At 30.2% G+C, this 16708-nt stretch carries 13 protein-coding genes, 1 tRNA gene and 2 rRNA genes; 1 reads left to right on the plus strand and 15 read right to left on the minus strand.

What is annotated here, in order from left to right; all coding sequences use genetic code 11:
- Nucleotides 1-121 precede the first annotated feature (121 nt).
- From trpS to pepD, 10 genes are all read right to left on the minus strand, one after another.
- A complete protein-coding gene (gene trpS, locus B5F09_RS12990; RefSeq protein ID WP_087374679.1) occupies nt 122-1204 on the minus strand; it encodes a tryptophan--tRNA ligase in 1083 nt (360 codons plus the stop codon).
- Between the two features lie 312 nt (nt 1205-1516).
- Nucleotides 1517-2284 carry a hypothetical protein gene (locus tag B5F09_RS12995; RefSeq protein ID WP_087302611.1) on the minus strand — a complete coding sequence of 256 codons (768 nt, stop codon included), beginning with the start codon at nt 2282-2284 and terminating at the stop codon, nt 1517-1519.
- A gap of 136 nt (nt 2285-2420) precedes the next feature.
- Nucleotides 2421-3269 carry a MurR/RpiR family transcriptional regulator gene (locus B5F09_RS13000; protein WP_087302613.1) on the minus strand — a complete coding sequence of 283 codons (849 nt, stop codon included), beginning with the start codon at nt 3267-3269 and terminating at the stop codon, nt 2421-2423.
- 87 nt (nt 3270-3356) lie between these two features.
- Complete coding sequence (locus B5F09_RS13005; RefSeq protein WP_087374681.1) at nt 3357-4766, minus strand: amidophosphoribosyltransferase; 1410 nt, start codon at nt 4764-4766, stop codon at nt 3357-3359.
- Between the two features lie 116 nt (nt 4767-4882).
- Entirely contained in the window at nt 4883-5266 is a 384-nt protein-coding gene (locus B5F09_RS13010) for a hypothetical protein (RefSeq protein WP_087374683.1), read from the minus strand.
- Nucleotides 5267-5363: 97 nt separating this feature from the next.
- Nucleotides 5364-6119, minus strand: a complete 756-nt coding sequence (locus B5F09_RS13015; protein WP_087374685.1) for an ABC transporter ATP-binding protein — start codon at nt 6117-6119, stop codon at nt 5364-5366.
- Entirely contained in the window at nt 6107-7369 is a 1263-nt protein-coding gene (locus tag B5F09_RS13020; RefSeq protein ID WP_087374687.1) for an FtsX-like permease family protein, read from the minus strand. The genes B5F09_RS13015 and B5F09_RS13020 overlap by 13 nt, the downstream gene beginning before the upstream one ends.
- 50 nt (nt 7370-7419) lie before the next feature.
- Nucleotides 7420-8823, minus strand: a complete 1404-nt coding sequence (locus B5F09_RS13025) for an ABC transporter ATP-binding protein (protein WP_087374689.1) — start codon at nt 8821-8823, stop codon at nt 7420-7422.
- Nucleotides 8795-10123 (minus strand): FtsX-like permease family protein, encoded by a 1329-nt coding sequence (locus B5F09_RS13030; protein ID WP_087302626.1) that lies wholly within the window; start codon nt 10121-10123, stop codon nt 8795-8797. The genes B5F09_RS13025 and B5F09_RS13030 overlap by 29 nt, the downstream gene beginning before the upstream one ends.
- Nucleotides 10124-10350: 227 nt before the next feature.
- The gene (pepD, locus tag B5F09_RS13035; RefSeq protein WP_087374691.1) at nt 10351-11790 is read right to left on the minus strand and encodes a beta-Ala-His dipeptidase; all 1440 of its coding nucleotides are present in this window, start codon (nt 11788-11790) and stop codon (nt 10351-10353) included.
- A 90-nt stretch (nt 11791-11880) separates the two neighbouring features.
- Here pepD and B5F09_RS13040 point away from each other — a divergent pair.
- Nucleotides 11881-11964 (plus strand) — tRNA-Leu (locus tag B5F09_RS13040).
- A gap of 30 nt (nt 11965-11994) precedes the next feature.
- Here B5F09_RS13040 and B5F09_RS13045 read toward each other — a convergent pair.
- The 5 genes from B5F09_RS13045 to B5F09_RS13065 all read right to left on the minus strand — a co-directional run.
- Nucleotides 11995-13356 (minus strand): MATE family efflux transporter, encoded by a 1362-nt coding sequence (locus B5F09_RS13045; RefSeq protein WP_087374693.1) that lies wholly within the window; start codon nt 13354-13356, stop codon nt 11995-11997.
- 104 nt (nt 13357-13460) lie between these two features.
- Entirely contained in the window at nt 13461-14234 is a 774-nt protein-coding gene (locus B5F09_RS13050) for a Cof-type HAD-IIB family hydrolase (protein WP_087374695.1), read from the minus strand.
- A gap of 86 nt (nt 14235-14320) precedes the next feature.
- Nucleotides 14321-14917 carry an AAA family ATPase gene (locus B5F09_RS13055; RefSeq protein ID WP_087302634.1) on the minus strand — a complete coding sequence of 199 codons (597 nt, stop codon included), beginning with the start codon at nt 14915-14917 and terminating at the stop codon, nt 14321-14323.
- Nucleotides 14918-15114: 197 nt separating this feature from the next.
- Nucleotides 15115-15223, minus strand: a 5S ribosomal RNA gene (gene rrf, locus B5F09_RS13060).
- A gap of 86 nt (nt 15224-15309) precedes the next feature.
- Nucleotides 15310-16708, minus strand: a 23S ribosomal RNA gene (locus tag B5F09_RS13065); the annotation flags it as partial.

A 16708-nucleotide genomic window follows, 5' to 3' on the forward strand; every position in this document is an offset into this window, starting at 1 on the left:
ACAAATGGAACATACTGCTAGATGAAGCATTGAATTACTTCATAGAATCAACTATGGAATTCTAGTTATGAATAAATTTCATTTTTTCATAACTTATTTGACACTACCCAAAAAAAAGCCATTATGGCTTTTTATAATATTCACTAATACTATCTTCATCATTATCAAAATAATTGATTTTCATTGCATCTTTAGCTCTTTTTAAAGTAGCATTAGCTTTTTTATTAGCTTTGATACATCCTTCATGTAATACACTCATAACATAGTCAATATCTTTTTCTAATTCTTGACGTCTTTGTCTGATTGGTTGAAGTGTATCTTCAAGAACATTGAATAAGAATTTTTTGATCTTAACATCTCCTAAGCCACCACGGCGATAATGATCTTTTAATTCATCTAAATTATGATACTCTGGTAAATATTTTTCAAAATGTTTATCTTTACAAAAACAATCTAAATAAGTAAATACAGTATTTCCTTCAACAGTTCCAGGGTCTTGAACACGAATATGATTTGGATCAGTATACATACTCATGACTTTCTTTCTAACATCTTCACTTGTATCAGCTAAATAAATACAGTTTCCTAATGATTTAGACATTTTAGCTTTTCCATCGATTCCAGGTAAACGTTGGCATACTTCATTTTCAGCTAACATAATTTTAGGATTTACTAAAACATCACCATAAATACGATTAAAACTATGTACAATCTCTTTAGTTTGTTCAATCAATGGCATTTGATCTTCACCAACAGGAACACAAGTTGCATCAAAAGCGGTAATATCTGCTGCTTGTGAAACTGGATAGTTTAAAAAACCTACTGGTATACTAGTTTCAAAACCTCTTTGTTTAATTTCTTCTTTAATTGTTGGATTTCGTTGTAATCTTGATACTGTTACTAAGTTCATATAATATGCAGTAAATTCAAATAAAGCTGGTACTTGTGATTGAATAAACATTGTAGTAACTTTAGGGTCAAGTCCCACTGACATATAATCAAGAGCAACTTCTAATATATTACGACGAACTTTTTCTGGATTATCTGCATTATCTGTTAATGCCTGAGAATCAGCAATCATAATATAAATTTCATCAAATTTACCTGAGTTTTGTAGTTCAACCCTTCTACGTAATGATCCTACATAATGTCCTAAATGTAATCTTCCAGTAGGACGATCTCCTGTTAAAATAATATCCTTCATATAAATCTCCTTTTTCTAAAAGTAAAAAAGGTTTTTATCCTCAAGGATAAAAACCACTCTGCCACCTTGTAAGACACCATCATGTCCTTTTTCTTAACGCGAAAAACACGGCGCCACTACTCCCAACGGTTTCATTTTGCTTCTCACCAGGCCCATTCATCAACTAGTTTATCTTGATTTCCACCACCCATCAAGTCTCTTAAATAAAGCTTAGTTGATTACTCTTCCTAGCTAAACGAATTTAGTATAGTTAAAATGATAAAACGGTTAGCTGGATATTGTCAATAGTTTAGTTTTATTTTTTAATAAAAATTAAAGATTACCAGCTTCAACAAAATATTCCTGATAATAAATAATTCTAATCATATCTAATATCGCCATTATTTGATAATTAAAGCTAATACCATCAAATTTACCAGGCAAACTAAAGAAATATTTTATCTCTTTAAGATTTTCATTTTCTAATAGTCTATTTTGCGTAATTAACATTGTATTACAACATTGCAACTGCGCTAAAGATTTCTTTTGAATAAAATCACGTAAAGATCTTCCAGTTGAAGTAAAGAAAACAACAAAATCACCATCTTTAAAATTATTATCAGGATCATAAGCATGATATTGAATAACATTTTTACCAAGTGTAATTAAATCAGTTTGAAACTCAACAGCAATACTGCTAGGGAATAATCCACCAACAATAACAATTCGTTTAGCACGATAAATATCATGACAAATAGAAACAATACTATCCATAAAGCTATCATAATCATTCACTTCAATCATTTTAAATAAATCACGATAGCTGATACTTAACATTCTAGCTCGAATTTGATCATTTCTTAAAATATCATCAGCAACTAATTTTTCATGAAACTCTTCATAATTATTAAAACCTAAATAGTTTAAAAAACTATTAATTACCCGAGGATCAATTGCACTTTCCGTGCAAACTTGTTTAAAATCATATTCAATCATTTTTTTATAATTAGCAATTACAAAAGTACAAAATTGATAATAACCATCATAAAATAATGTTCCGTTTAAATACTTAATAATTCTTGACAATAAAATATCACCCATAAAACCAACCTCCTTGATTTTTTCACACTATTACTATAGCACTATTTACTGTCAATTAATTAATAAAAAAATATATTGAAAAAAATTTTACATTTTTTATTAAAAATACTATTACTAAATGAAATAATCATTTCATTTATTCCTTAGTCATCTTCATATACGTTTCTGTTTTATACTTGACATTTTTATCATAATCCAATTTAAAATAACAAGTATATATACAATCTAATAAATATAGTAACGATAACCGAGTTGAAAATGAAGAAATTTTATTATAGTGATTTTCATTAGGATTTAAATACAAATTATAGTCACTTGATTGAATCATTGTTTTATTTGTTGTTGAAGAAATCAAGACAATTGGTGTTTTATTTTTCTTCAATAACGTCATTACTTGTTCAACTAACATTCCCCTACCTTCAAAAGAAACAACAATAGCTACATGCTCTTCATTACTAGCAGCTGCTGCTAAAGACTGCTGGTATTGTTCAACTGGTACATTAACAACAACACCAATTTCTGACATTTGAAACTTAAAATTTTCAGCAAAATAAATATTACCTGCTGAAGTATAAATATCAATATACTTAGCCTTTTTTAAAGCTAAAGCAATTAGTCTTAATTGTTCTAGATCAATTAGATTATTTAAAGTAGTTAGTGTTTGTTCATACAACTCTTTCATTTTAACAGTAATTTGATACTGTGTTTCATTTTGCGAAAAAGGATAGTTATAATCAATACCATTTTTTTCTTTCATATAATCACGAATTGAATTAGAAACTACCATTTTTAACTGTGACAATCCATTTAGTTTTAATTTTTTACACAAACGATAAATTGTTGGAATGGAAACAAAACAAGCAGCACTAATTTCATCAGCACTCATATTCACAAAACGTTCGGGATTATTTTTCATATAATCAACTAGCGTTTGTTCATTAGCAGTTAAATCAGTAAGATTATCTAATTTACTAAAAATATTCATTACAACATCCCCTTTTTATTATCTACTAATTATATTTTAAGATTTTAAGATTCTTTAAGCAAGAAAAAAAAGGATTGATAAACAATCCTAATCTTCTTTTCCGTCCCAGCAATATGTACATAATTTACATTTATCTAGTCCGATTGATTCAATCATGTCATCTAAACGATGATAACGTAATGAAGTAAAGTTAGAACGACGACGAATTTCTTCACACATTTTTTGATATCTTTCACTATCTGGATCAGCGTATTCTTGTAATACTTCATCGCTTACATTATCACCTTCTAAATCTTTAATAACACGACGAGTAATCAAATCTAGTTCTGAACTTGAACGTGAAAAATTTAAATATTTACAACCAAATAAAATTGGTGGACAAGCAGGCCGAACATGAACTTCTTTAGCTCCACTATTGTATAAAAATTCAGTTGTTTCCCCAAGTTGTGTTCCGCGAACAATTGAATCATCAATTAACAATAAACTCTTATCTTTTATTAATTCTTGAACAGGTATTAATTTCATTTTTGCAATCATGTTTCTTTGCTTTTGACTAGTTGGCATGAAAGAACGTGGCCAAGTAGGCGTATATTTTATAAATGGACGAGCAAAAGGAATTCCTGATGCATTAGAATATCCTACCGCATGGGCAATTCCTGAATCTGGTACCCCAGCGACACTATCAGGTTTAACATCATCTCTTTTTGCTAACAAATTACCACAACGATTACGCATTACTTCAACGTTGATACCTTCATAAGTTGATGTTGGATATCCATAATATACCCATAAAAATGAACAAATTTTCATTTTATCGCCTGGTTTTTGTTTAACTTCAACTTTATCTGGTGTCATATAAACAATTTCACCAGGACCTAAATCACAATAATGATGATATCCTAAATTTAAAAATGCACTACTTTCAAAAGTAACACAATAACCATTTTCTTTTTTACCAATAATTACTGGTGTTCTACCAAATTTATCACGAGCAGCATAAATACCTTCACTAGTTAGTAATAAAATACTCATTGATCCTTTGATCAATTCTTGAGCATGTTTAATTCCTGAAACAATATCATCTTTTTGACTAATTAAAGCAGCTACTAATTCCGTAGGATTAACTTCTCCTGAACTCATTTCTAAAAAGTGAGTAGTACCATTAGCAAAGCAATTAGTTTTTAATTCTTCTAAATTATTAATTCTTCCAACTGTTGTAATTGCAAAAGAACCAATATGTGATTTGACTAATAATGGTTGAGCTTCGTTATCAGAAATACACCCAACTCCTAAGTTACCTTCAAATTCTTCAATATCTTTTTCAAATTTAGTTCTAAAAGGAGAATTTTCAATATTATGGATTGATCTTTGAAATCCATCTTGACCATGAACAGCCATTCCTCCTCTTCTAGTACCTAAATGTGAATGATAATCAATTCCAAAAAATAAATCTAAAACACAACTTTCTTTTGATGCAACACCAAAAAATCCACTCATTTTATCTATCCTCCAAACTTTTTTCCACCCCTATTGTATCTTATTTGCGTCATTTTTCCTATAATTAATTTAACTTTCGCTAAAATATTTCCCTGGAAATAATAAAATGATTAGCTTTAACTAATCATTTTATCAATATCATCTTCACCTTCATCAACAAATGGTAATAGTGAATGAATCAAATAATGCAACCCTTTATTATTTTGTACATCTTCACTACTAAAATAACATGGTAAATATTCATCCTCACCAAAATAAACTTCTAAATATCCAACTGCCATATCCTGACTATTAATTTTATCAAGCTTAGCCTTTTCAATTAAATCTGATAAATAATAAACAAAATCATAGCTTACTTCATGATTGCTTTCTTTGATCTTTTCTACTTCATCTTCATATTCAACCCTGATTGTATATTGATTAATTTTTTTCAATACCATTATCGTAATTTTTAATTTTTTAGTATCAAAACAGACCGAAAGCAGCTTTTTTAACGCCAAGACTACTCCTCCTTTAATAAAACATATGAAAAATATATCTTATTATACCCTAAAAGTCCATTTAAATACTAAAATTTCCATTTAATTTTTTAGATAATTATCTAAAATCTATTTGAGTGGTAATTTTTACAATTTCACTATAATAATCAAATTGACTTAGATTATCTTTATTTGATAGATTTTTAATCTTTCCATCAACGATATAATAAAGCTTATTTGAATATGAAGCAACAAAGCTATCATGACTAACCATTATAATCGTAGTATTATTTTCTTGATTTATTTTTACAAACAATTCCATTAGCTCCCTAGCAGACAAACTATCAATATTTCCAGTTGGTTCATCTGCAAATAGGATTTTAGGATTAGTAATTAATGCCCTAGCGATGGCAACTCGCTGTTGTTGACCACCTGAACATTCAAATGGAAACTTATCAATAATATCTTCTATTCCTAATTTTTTACTTATCTTTATTAAAGCTTGCTGTTGTTTATCTAAAGATACATTATTCAATCGTAATGAAAAAAGGATATTATCTTTATTTTTTAATGTTTCTATTAAATTATAGTTTTGAAAAATAAATCCAATTTCACTTTTTCTTAAACTGGCTTTATCCTTTTCAGACAGATTTGAAATATCCTGTCCCAATAAAATAACTTTACCACTTGTTGCTTCATCAATCGTCGATAAAATATTTACTAATGTTGTTTTCCCAGAACCTGAAGGTCCCATAATACAAACAAAATCACCTTGATCTATCTGTAACGAAATATCATTAATAGCTACTTTAGGATTTGGTCCATGAACACCGTAAATCTTTTTGAGGTTTTTTATTGCCATTACTTTTTCCATAAATAGATTTCCTTTCTTCTTTTATTTAATAACCAGATTAAACAAATCAATAGTGGTATAAAATACTCAGTTAATACTACTACCAGTGAATAATAATTAGCGTTAGCTTGTATCAGTTTAAAAATAATTACTGCTAAATATACTCCTGATAAAATTAAAATTGTTTTAAAGATACTAATAATTTCTTTATAAGATACAATCTTTAATTCTTTTGTCGTTAAACCGATTTTGTATAGATTTTGATATAGAGTCCCTTTTTCTTGAAAATCAAGCTTAAATCGGCTATAAAGGGTTATCCAGGTCAAAACATTAACTAAAACAAAGATTATATGAACCTGAATATAATATAACGGATAAACACTAGTAATTAAAATTACGATAGGAAAAACAATTACTGTTATTAAAATTAACATAATGATCATCTTAGCCTGTTGTAAAAATAAAGATACATTCCCACTTACAACATAATCTAACGGTTTTAATTTTTTATTATCAATTCTTGCTTGTAAATAATCAGGAATTATATAATACAAAATTCCATAAACACCAATTACTCCAATTATACAAATTAATATTGTTCCAAAACTTAAATCATCACTGTTAAATAGAATAATCAAACCTATTAAATATAAAACCACAAATAATATTTTTGGCATCTTAATTAATCTTTTATCAGTTTTATAACTAACAATATTATGCATTTTTAACATCTCAGGAATTGACATCAGATTAATATAATAAATATCTAAAAATACCATGATCACGGTTGTTAAAAGCAAAAGTAAAAAACTTTGATAAATAGCACTCCATGAGATATAAAAAATATTATAATTCATTCCAACATAACTATATATGATCATTTGTACAACAGGGATTAAAACTACCATCATCAAATATCCCAAAATTGCAGCCATTAAAACAATCATTAAATTTTGAATGACCATATATTTAACCAATTGTAAAAAATCATATCCAGCTAAACGAATTAAAGCAAACTCTCTTGAATTAATACGAATATAATATAAACACGAATAAGCAACTAGCCAAATACAAATAATTATTAAGAAAAAATACAAAATGCTTAAAAAATTAGCAACATCATTAATAAACAAGTAAACTATTTGCATCTTAGGATTTTCTAGCATGTTCAACATAACGCCACTTAAACAAATCATAATTGCTAAATTAAAAACTAATGACATGGCTTTCTTTTTTTCAATAAACAACATTTTTAGGGCTGTCGTTACCATTTTAGTTCCCTCCAAAAAAAGCAGGAACACCTTGCGGTGTTCCCTTGAATTTAATAAAACGATTTTGATTCACCGCGTGGATTGTCTAAATGATATTGTTTAGCTATCTTTCTAAAGTTATATAATAACCAGCGATGACGAACTAAATAGTCGCCTTTAGAACGATATAACTCTTCAAAACCACATGGATCTTCAACTTTAATATTATGCTGATGCAATACATCAAATAAGCTAGTTGCATTTCTTTGATTATTTACTTCAAATTTATAGGTCTTTCCATCTTTTAATACTAAATCCAAATCTAGATAGAAACGGTTTTCTGGCATTGGAAATGATGGAACATATCTTGAACACATTGAAATAATAGCTTTTTCAACTTCAGGATAAGTAACATGTAATTTTTCAATATTCGAAAATTGAAAATCAATAGTATCTTCTTCAAAATGCAATATTCGATATCTTTTACTAGAACTTTCATCATATTCTAGTCCAGCAAAAATAGCATATACAATTCTTCTTACTGGTTTGGTTTCTTTATTTATTACATTTACTTCCATACTTTCATTATTTGAAGTTTCACTAACTTTATTATTATCTTCATTTTCAATTACAACTTCACTATTAGTTACACTTGAATCAATGTTATTTGAAAATACATTTTTACTATCTGTAGTATCATTAAATAATTTCAACAAGCTATCCTGAGTTGTAATTTTAACGATTTCATTGAAGAAGTCCACTTGGCTAGCATTGTTTCTATTAATTTCATTAATTATCTTTCCATCTCGTAAATAAATAAACTTTTTAGCATAGCTAGCAATCATACTGTCATGAGTTACTAAAATTATTGATGTGCCTTCTTGATTTAATTTTGTTAACATCCCTAAAAGTTCATGAGAATTAACTGTATCTAGATTACCAGTTGGTTCATCACATACTAAAATTTTAGGTTTACTTACAATAGCTCTTGCTATTGCAGCTCTTTGCCGTTCACCACCTGAACATTCATTAGGTTTTTTATAAAGTAGTTTTTGGATATTAAGTTTTTTAGCAATTTCATTAACTTTATCGATAATTTGATCTGGTGCTTCTTCATTTAAAATCAATGGTGTTGCAATATTATCAAAAATTGATAATGAAGATACTAGATTATGATTTTGAAAGATAAAGCCTAGATATTTATTTCGATATAGACTTAATTCATTATCGCTCATTTGACTAACTTCTTTACCTAATACCTTTAAAACACCACTAGTAACATTATCCAATGTTGATAAACAGTTTAATAAAGTTGATTTACCAGAACCACTTGGTCCCATAACGCTAATAAAGTCACCCTCATAAAGATTAAAATCAATATTTTGTAAAGCATAAAAATTAGCACCGCGTTTTAATAAAATATCTTGATCATATACCTTACAAATATTATTCGCCGCGATTAAGATATTTGACATCACTATATACCTCCCTGATTAATTTATAATAGCTTAAAATCATATAAACTGTCATTATTGCATATAACCCGATATAAACTAACACCATAGTAATTAAAGTATTATAAGCAATCATATTATTTAAATAACTTTGATATAAAACCAATCCGTATATTACAATTGGAAATATGATAAATAGTAAGACGAAAATCAATATTTCCTTAATATGGATCTGATATATATTTTTCTTACTGTAGCCAAGTGATTTCATCATTGCAATAACATTAGCTCTTGAAGGAATATATATCATAAATCTAACGATAAAACATAGAAACATACCAGCCATTAATGCAAAGAATGTCACCAGCATCGCATTTTGAACGATAACGCTTACATTTTGTAGATATAAAAACGCAATAATTATTGGTACAACAACTGATGAAATATTAATCATTACACTCATTGCTTTACTAACTTCTTTTAAATTACTTAAGATCATCAGCCAGTCTTTACTTTTCAATAAAACTTTATTATGCAATAAATCAAATAATAATGGAATAAACTTATTAATAATAATCAATTCCCCTGCAAGTGAAAACATATAACTTACGGCTATATTTTGACTACTATCACTAAGTAACTGAGATAAACCAATGTACAAAAACAAACATCCAATGATTAATGTAAATACTTTACCAGCATTAGCACCAATGATCTGCTTAGCATTGACATCGGCAAGTTTACTGCCACTACTAAATACTGCAAACGGATTAAAATTAGTAGTTTCAGGAACATGATTCATATAACTAGCAATATCCATCTTGATCCTTAAAAATTTTCCAAAATCAATTACTACAACATATATTATCTTAGTAATAAATAACGCCCCATAAACAAAAATAATTGAATCAATAGTACCCATTACAGTTTCAACATATAACTGCTGGTATAACAACAATAATCCACTTCCGATTACTGCCCCTAACAGATAAGATAATAAAAATAATAATCCAAATTGAATAATGATATATCGTAATACCTGTTTAGTATTTTTTCCCATTAAAAGAATTAACGAAAATTCATCTGTCTTGTGTTCAACCAGGTAATTATTAACAAACAAAATCAGTACAAAAGCAATCATTATTACTATTCCTGTTACACTTTGTAACATAAACTGATCAATAAAATTATTAAGATTAGTCGCTCCTGAATAAATAACTACTGAAATATATTCAAACGAAGCTAAAAATGATAGGATAGTCAGCAAGCCCAAATAGAACTTTTTTTGACTGGCTACAACTTTTTTTACGAAGGTAATCATTTCTATTTCCTCCCTTCCTTCTAATTAAATTATAGTCCTATATTAAATAGATTACAATAATTATTTAAATTATTTTTATATTTCAAAGATGATTAAATATTATTTAATCACCACATTATAAATTATACTAAACAACTTTATCTTAACAAGATTTTAGGCATAAACGACTCAATATCGACATAAATGACTGCAAAATAAAAAGGCACTAAAACAAAGTGCCTAATAAATTATAATGTTGCTATAAAATCACACAATAATTGATAACAATTTACAAATGAAGCAATATTCATTCGTTCATCAGGAGTATGGATATCACTCATATCCGGTCCCATTGTTATAATATCCAAATTTGGTTTTTTCCCTTTAAAAATTCCAGTTTCTAAACCACCATGACTAGCAACTTCTTTAAGTTGTTTACCAGTATGTTTTAAATAAAATTCTTTAAATTGATCTCTTAATTTAGAATCTGGGTCATACAACCAGCCAGGATAATAATTTGATGAAACAGTACTAGCATTAAATGCTCGTGCCACAATACTTAATTCATCGCACATATTTTCAACAGCACTTTTCATTGGCGAACGTAGTAAATAATTAATCTTTAATTGATTATTTTCAATTCTTACTACACCCATATTTAAAGAAATAACTGTTAAATCTTTAATTGCAAATGAACGTTCAACAAAACCATTTTTTAAAACATTCATCATCTCGATTACTTCTTTAGACTCAGCATTACTTAATGCTTGCGGTAATGATTTTGATACTGCTTTTAACTCAACTAATACCCCAGAATCACTAAACTCAAATTCCTCTTTAAAATAACTTTGATAAGTATCAGCTACTTTTTTTAACTCATCAAAATCACTTTCACTAGAAAAAATAATAGTACATTCACGAGGAATCGCATTGTTTTTTAAACCACCTTCAATATCAATAAGCTGAATATCAAGCTTTTCTTTAATAAAACCATACATTACTCTAGTAGCTAATTTATTAGCATTTCCACGTCCATTAGAAATTTCACGTCCAGAATGACCACCTTGTAACCCTTTGATCATTAATTCATATATTGGTTTAGTATTATCTACAAAATGTAAATCCTTATCAACCATAACATCACAACCACCTGATGAAGTAGTACAAGTTTCCCCTTCTGTTTCACTATCTAAACCTATCATTCTATTTGCACTAATTAAATTGCCATCAAATGCTAAAGCACCATCTAAGCCAACCTCTTCACAAACCGTAAAAACACATTCCAATGGTGGATGCTTAACGTTATCAGTACTTAATAACGCTAACATATACGCTACTCCATAACCATCATCAGCACCTAATGTTGTTCCTTTAGCAGTTATAAAACCATCATCAATATACAAATCTAAAGGATCATTATCAAAATCATGATCACTATCTTTATTTTTTTCATTTACCATATCCATATGGGCTTGTAGCATTATTGCTTCATGATCTTCATATCCTGCACTTGCATCCTTATAAATAATAAGATTATTAATTTGATCTCGTACATAGCGTAAATTATGTTCTTTAGCAAAATTTTCAACATAATCAGCTATTTTTTGTTCATTGTATGAACCTCTAGGAATTTTACTAATTTCTTCAAAATAATAATTCACTGGAATATTTATATCTAAAATACTCATTCTATACCCCTCCATTCGTTTGCTATATTATATCAAAATATCACAATTTAATTAACATTTGTTTTTAAAAAGCGTATAATATTAGTAAATGCAGGAATGGCGGAATGGCAGACGCGCTAGTTTCAGGTTCTAGTGAGATTTCTCGTGTGGGTTCAAGTCCCATTTCCTGTACCAATTAACAAAAAAAGCAGTTTCCTGCTTTTTTTATTTAAATTTTTTAATATAGCTATTTGAATAAAATGAATATACTAATTGTATCGCCATCACACACCAGATAACTGGTTCACAGAAAATAACTGCCATATATCCAAATTGAGGAATAAATGCAATTACGAAAATAATCTTTCCGACAAATTCAATTACACTTGATATTAACGGTAACATTTTTTGACCTATTCCTTGTAAAGCATAACGCGTTTGCATTAAAATTCCTAGAATCATATAAAATGGTCCTACAATTTTTAAATATAATGAACCATTATTAATAACAACTGGTTCTGTAGAACCTGAGATTAATTGTACTAAATTAGTGGCAAATAATAATAATCCAATTGTAACAATCACTGCTAAAACAACATCATAAATATAAGCATATCTAAGTGCCTGACGTATTCTTTTTCCTTGATCAGCCCCTTTATTTTGAGAAACAAAGGTTGAAATAGCCATCGCCATTGCTGTAAAAGGCATATTAAAGAACATATATAATTTTCTCGCTGCTGTATGACCAGCAATTGTTAAATATCCTAATCCATTGATTCCATATTGTAAAATTACAGAACCTGCTGATACAATACAGCTCATAAATCCCATTGAAAATCCTTGACCAATTAATTCTTTATATAAAGCTTTATCAACTTTAAAATGTTCTTTTGAAGGAATTAAGATTTTTGTTTTCTTCATAATGTAAACAATACACAATAAAACTGAAATTCCTTGAGAAATAACTGTAGCAACAGCAGCTCCTTGAATTCCCATATTAAATGATGTAATAAATAATATATCTAAAACAACATTACAACATGACGAAACAATTAAAAATATTAATGGCATAAAACTATTTCCAATTGCTCGCATTAAACCAGCACATAGATTATAAGCAAACATTACTATAATAAATAAAGTAATTACTGAAATATAACTATATGCTTCTTCAATTATATTTGCAGGTGTATCTAGTAGAACTAATAAAGGATGTAAAATAATTGCACCTATTATCGTAATTACAATAGACGATACAACTCCAATAACAATTGAACTAGCTACTGATTTTTTCAATAATGTATGATCACCAGAGCCAAAACTTCTAGCGGTTACTATTGATAATCCATTTCCAATTCCAAGCGCAAATCCCACCAATAAATCATATATAGATGTACAAGAACCAATTGCTGCTAATGATACATCCCCTAAATAATTTCCTACTATCATTGTATCAACTGTATTATATAATTGTTGAAAAACATTAGAAATGAGCAATGGTATTGCAAAAATAACCAGTGACTTAAAAATAGGTCCATGTAATAAATCTACATCCGCATTAAAAAAACCTTTTTTTGTCCTTTCCATATCTAATAACCTCCCAAATCAAAATAACACACGGTAGTAACTACCGTGCAAGTTTTTTTCAATATTCTTATATATATTAGCATAATTTTTTTAGTATTTATACTTTAAATTAATGAAAAATTTTCTAATGCAAAATAAATACCATCTTCATTAACAGACTTAGTTACAAAATCACTAGCTTCTTTTACACTAATATCAGCATTTCCCATAGCTACCCCTATCTTGACATGATTCAACATAGCAATATCATTATTACCATCACCAAAAGCCATTGTTTCATCTAAAGAAATGCCATAATAATCAATAATTCTATCAATTCCAACATTTTTACCACCATCAATTGGAATAATATCAGCAAATCGTGGTGTCCAACGAACTGATTTACAATGAGGTGCATACTTTAAAAATTCCTGATCATCTTTTTCATCAATGTACGCCATCATTTGTACTACTTTTTGATTTACAATATCTTTCGCATTTTTAATTGGGTAACGTTCATCATTTAAATGCTTAGCACTTTCATCTAAGCAATAGTTATGAATATTACTATAACTTTTAGTTACCTCAGCAAATAATACTGGGATATTATTTTCATTAATATATGGCAATAATGTTTTCAAATCTTCATTATTAATATATTTTTCATAAATTATTTCTTCATTATTAAAACAATATTGTCCATTACAGCATAGATAACCATCAAATGCAAAATTACTTCTTACAACATCCAAATTTATTGGTGATCTACCTGTAGCAACAAAAACCTTAATTCCTCTATTTTGTAATAAAGCTAATGCTTCTTTAGTACTATCAGGCATCATCTTAGTATCGTGGTCTATCAAAGTTCCATCGATATCAAAAAATACTGCTTTTATCATTTAATCACTCCCTCGTATAATATTTATAATATTGTGAAAAAAAGAAAAACGCAAGCTAAAAAATAACTTGCGTTTAATCGGTTGTACTATTTAATTCTTTTAATTGTATCATAAATTATATCAACACAATCTTCATCTGTTAAATTAGTACGATCTAATATTAAATTATAATTAGTAATGTCATTTAATTTACGATCAGTATAGTAACGATAATAAGTCTTTCTTCTGCTATCACGTTCTTCTAATTCTTTTGTAGGATCTTCTAATTCTTCTTGATACTTTTCAACTACACGTTTAACTCTAGTTTCAATATCACTTTGTATATAAACATGGAAACAATCAGATAAGTCCCTTAAAGCATAGTCGCTACAATGTCCAACAATTACGCAATTTTCTTTACTAGCTAAATCCAAAATAATTTTACGCTGCATGAAATATAATTGGTCGATCAGACTAGGACCACCAGCGGTCCAATTATTCAACGTAAATAAGAAATAATTACGATGAGTTGCATATTCACTATTATTTTTAATATAAGATTCAGCTAAACCACTTTCTTTCGCTATTTTTGCTGTAATTTCAGTATCATAATACTTATAATTAAGTTTTTCAGCTAATTTACGTCCAATATCACGACCTCCACTACCATAATCATGCCCGATAGTTATAACTTTGCATTTCATATAATTACCTCCTTTGTATCAAGATGAATATAAATAAAAAGAATACTTATAACTGATCTTCCTTCTATAAATATGATACCACAATAATAGATATCAAGTAAGATTAAGAAGATAAAATTTATAAGTATTCTATTATAAATAAAAAAGGCCATCAGAAGGCCTAAGAATGCGAAATAAATATGTTAAAAAAAAAGAAGAACCGGCAGCTAGCTATTGTTGCACGTAAGTACTATCGTCGCCGTTATGATGCTTAACTTCTGTGTTCGGAATGGGTACAGGTGTGTCCATCATGCTATCGCCACCAGATCTTCTTTTTTTCAAGTGTCTTTTTCAAGATCACTCAAAACTAGATAATAGCAAAGCTCTTCGTCTCTTTCAAGTTTCTACCGCTTCTGGTCAAGTCTTCGACCTATTAGTATCAGTCCGCTGAACATGTCACCATGCTTGCACTCCTGACCTATCTACCTTATCGTCTTTAAGGGGTCTTATATACTTTCGTATTGGGAAGTCTCATCTTGAAGTGGGTTTCACACTTAGATGCCTTCAGCGTTTATCCCTTCCATATTTAGCTACCCAGCTGTGCCACTGGCGTGACAACTGGTCCACCATTGATATGTCCATCCCGGTCCTCTCGTACTAAGGACAGCTCTTCTCAAACTTCCTGCGCCCACGACAGATAGGGACCGAACTGTCTCACGACGTTCTGAACCCAGCTCGCGTACCGCTTTAATGGGCGAACAGCCCAACCCTTGGAACCGACTTCAGCTCCAGGATGCGATGAGCCGACATCGAGGTGCCAAACCTCCCCGTCGATGTGAACTCTTGGGGGAGATCAGCCTGTTATCCCCAGGGTAGCTTTTATCCGTTGAGCGACGGCCTTTCCATTCAGCACCGCCGGATCACTAAGCCCGACTTTCGTCCCTGCTCGACTTGTGGGTCTCGCAGTCAAACACCCTTTTGCCTTTGCACTCTGCGCTTGGTTTCCATCCAAGCTGAGGGTATCTTTGGGCGCCTCCGTTACTCTTTGGGAGGCGACCGCCCCAGTCAAACTGCCCACCTGACACTGTCCCGTCACCAGTTCCATGGCATCCGGTTAGAACTCCAATACACAAAGGGTAGTATCCCAACAGCGACTCCTCACACACTGGCGTGCATGTCTCTCAGTCTCCTACCTATCCTGTACATCCTGCATCAAAGTCCAATATCAGGCTGCAGTAAAGCTCCATGGGGTCTTTCCGTCTAGTCGCGGGTAACCTGCATCTTCACAGGTACTAAGACTTCACCGAGTCTACAGCTGAGACAGCGCCCAAATCGTTACGCCTTTCGTGCGGGTCAGAACTTACCTGACAAGGAATTTCGCTACCTTAGGACCGTTATAGTTACGGCCGCCGTTTACTGGGGCTTCAATTCTGTGCTTCGCTTGCGCTGACACTTCCTCTTAACCTTCCAGCACCGGGCAGGCGTCACCCCATATACGTCGTCTTTCGACTTAGCATAGAGCTGTGTTTTTGGTAAACAGTCGCTTGGGCCGTTTCACTGCGGCTCATATCTCTATGAGCACTCCTTCTCCCTAAGTTACGGAGTCATTTTGCAGAGTTCCTTAGCTATAGTTCTCTCGCTCACCTTAGGATTCTCTCCTCACCCATGTGTGTCCATTTTCGGTACGGGTTACTGTATGATTGGCACTAGAAGCTTTTCTTGGAAGCTGGCTTCAATGACTTCTGTACTTGCCGCAGCTTTCCATACGCATCACGCCTTCGCCTTTATGACAGCCGGATTTGCCTGGCTGTC

Source organism: Erysipelatoclostridium sp. An173, from assembly GCF_002160495.1.
Taxonomy (GTDB): domain Bacteria; phylum Bacillota_I; class Bacilli_A; order Erysipelotrichales; family Coprobacillaceae; genus Thomasclavelia; species Thomasclavelia merdavium.

Coding starts and splice junctions, on each gene's coding strand:
- trpS (WP_087374679.1), bottom strand. CDS start 1,204: ATGAAGGATATTATTTTAACAGGAGATCGTCCTACTGGAAGATTACAT.
- B5F09_RS12995 (WP_087302611.1), bottom strand. CDS start 2,284: ATGGGTGATATTTTATTGTCAAGAATTATTAAGTATTTAAACGGAACA.
- B5F09_RS13000 (WP_087302613.1), bottom strand. CDS start 3,269: ATGAATATTTTTAGTAAATTAGATAATCTTACTGATTTAACTGCTAAT.
- B5F09_RS13005 (WP_087374681.1), bottom strand. CDS start 4,766: ATGAGTGGATTTTTTGGTGTTGCATCAAAAGAAAGTTGTGTTTTAGAT.
- B5F09_RS13015 (WP_087374685.1), bottom strand. CDS start 6,119: ATGGAAAAAGTAATGGCAATAAAAAACCTCAAAAAGATTTACGGTGTT.
- B5F09_RS13020 (WP_087374687.1), bottom strand. CDS start 7,369: ATGGTAACGACAGCCCTAAAAATGTTGTTTATTGAAAAAAAGAAAGCC.
- B5F09_RS13025 (WP_087374689.1), bottom strand. CDS start 8,823: ATGTCAAATATCTTAATCGCGGCGAATAATATTTGTAAGGTATATGAT.
- B5F09_RS13030 (WP_087302626.1), bottom strand. CDS start 10,123: ATGATTACCTTCGTAAAAAAAGTTGTAGCCAGTCAAAAAAAGTTCTAT.
- pepD (WP_087374691.1), bottom strand. CDS start 11,790: ATGAGTATTTTAGATATAAATATTCCAGTGAATTATTATTTTGAAGAA.
- B5F09_RS13045 (WP_087374693.1), bottom strand. CDS start 13,356: ATGGAAAGGACAAAAAAAGGTTTTTTTAATGCGGATGTAGATTTATTA.
- B5F09_RS13050 (WP_087374695.1), bottom strand. CDS start 14,234: ATGATAAAAGCAGTATTTTTTGATATCGATGGAACTTTGATAGACCAC.
- B5F09_RS13055 (WP_087302634.1), bottom strand. CDS start 14,917: ATGAAATGCAAAGTTATAACTATCGGGCATGATTATGGTAGTGGAGGT.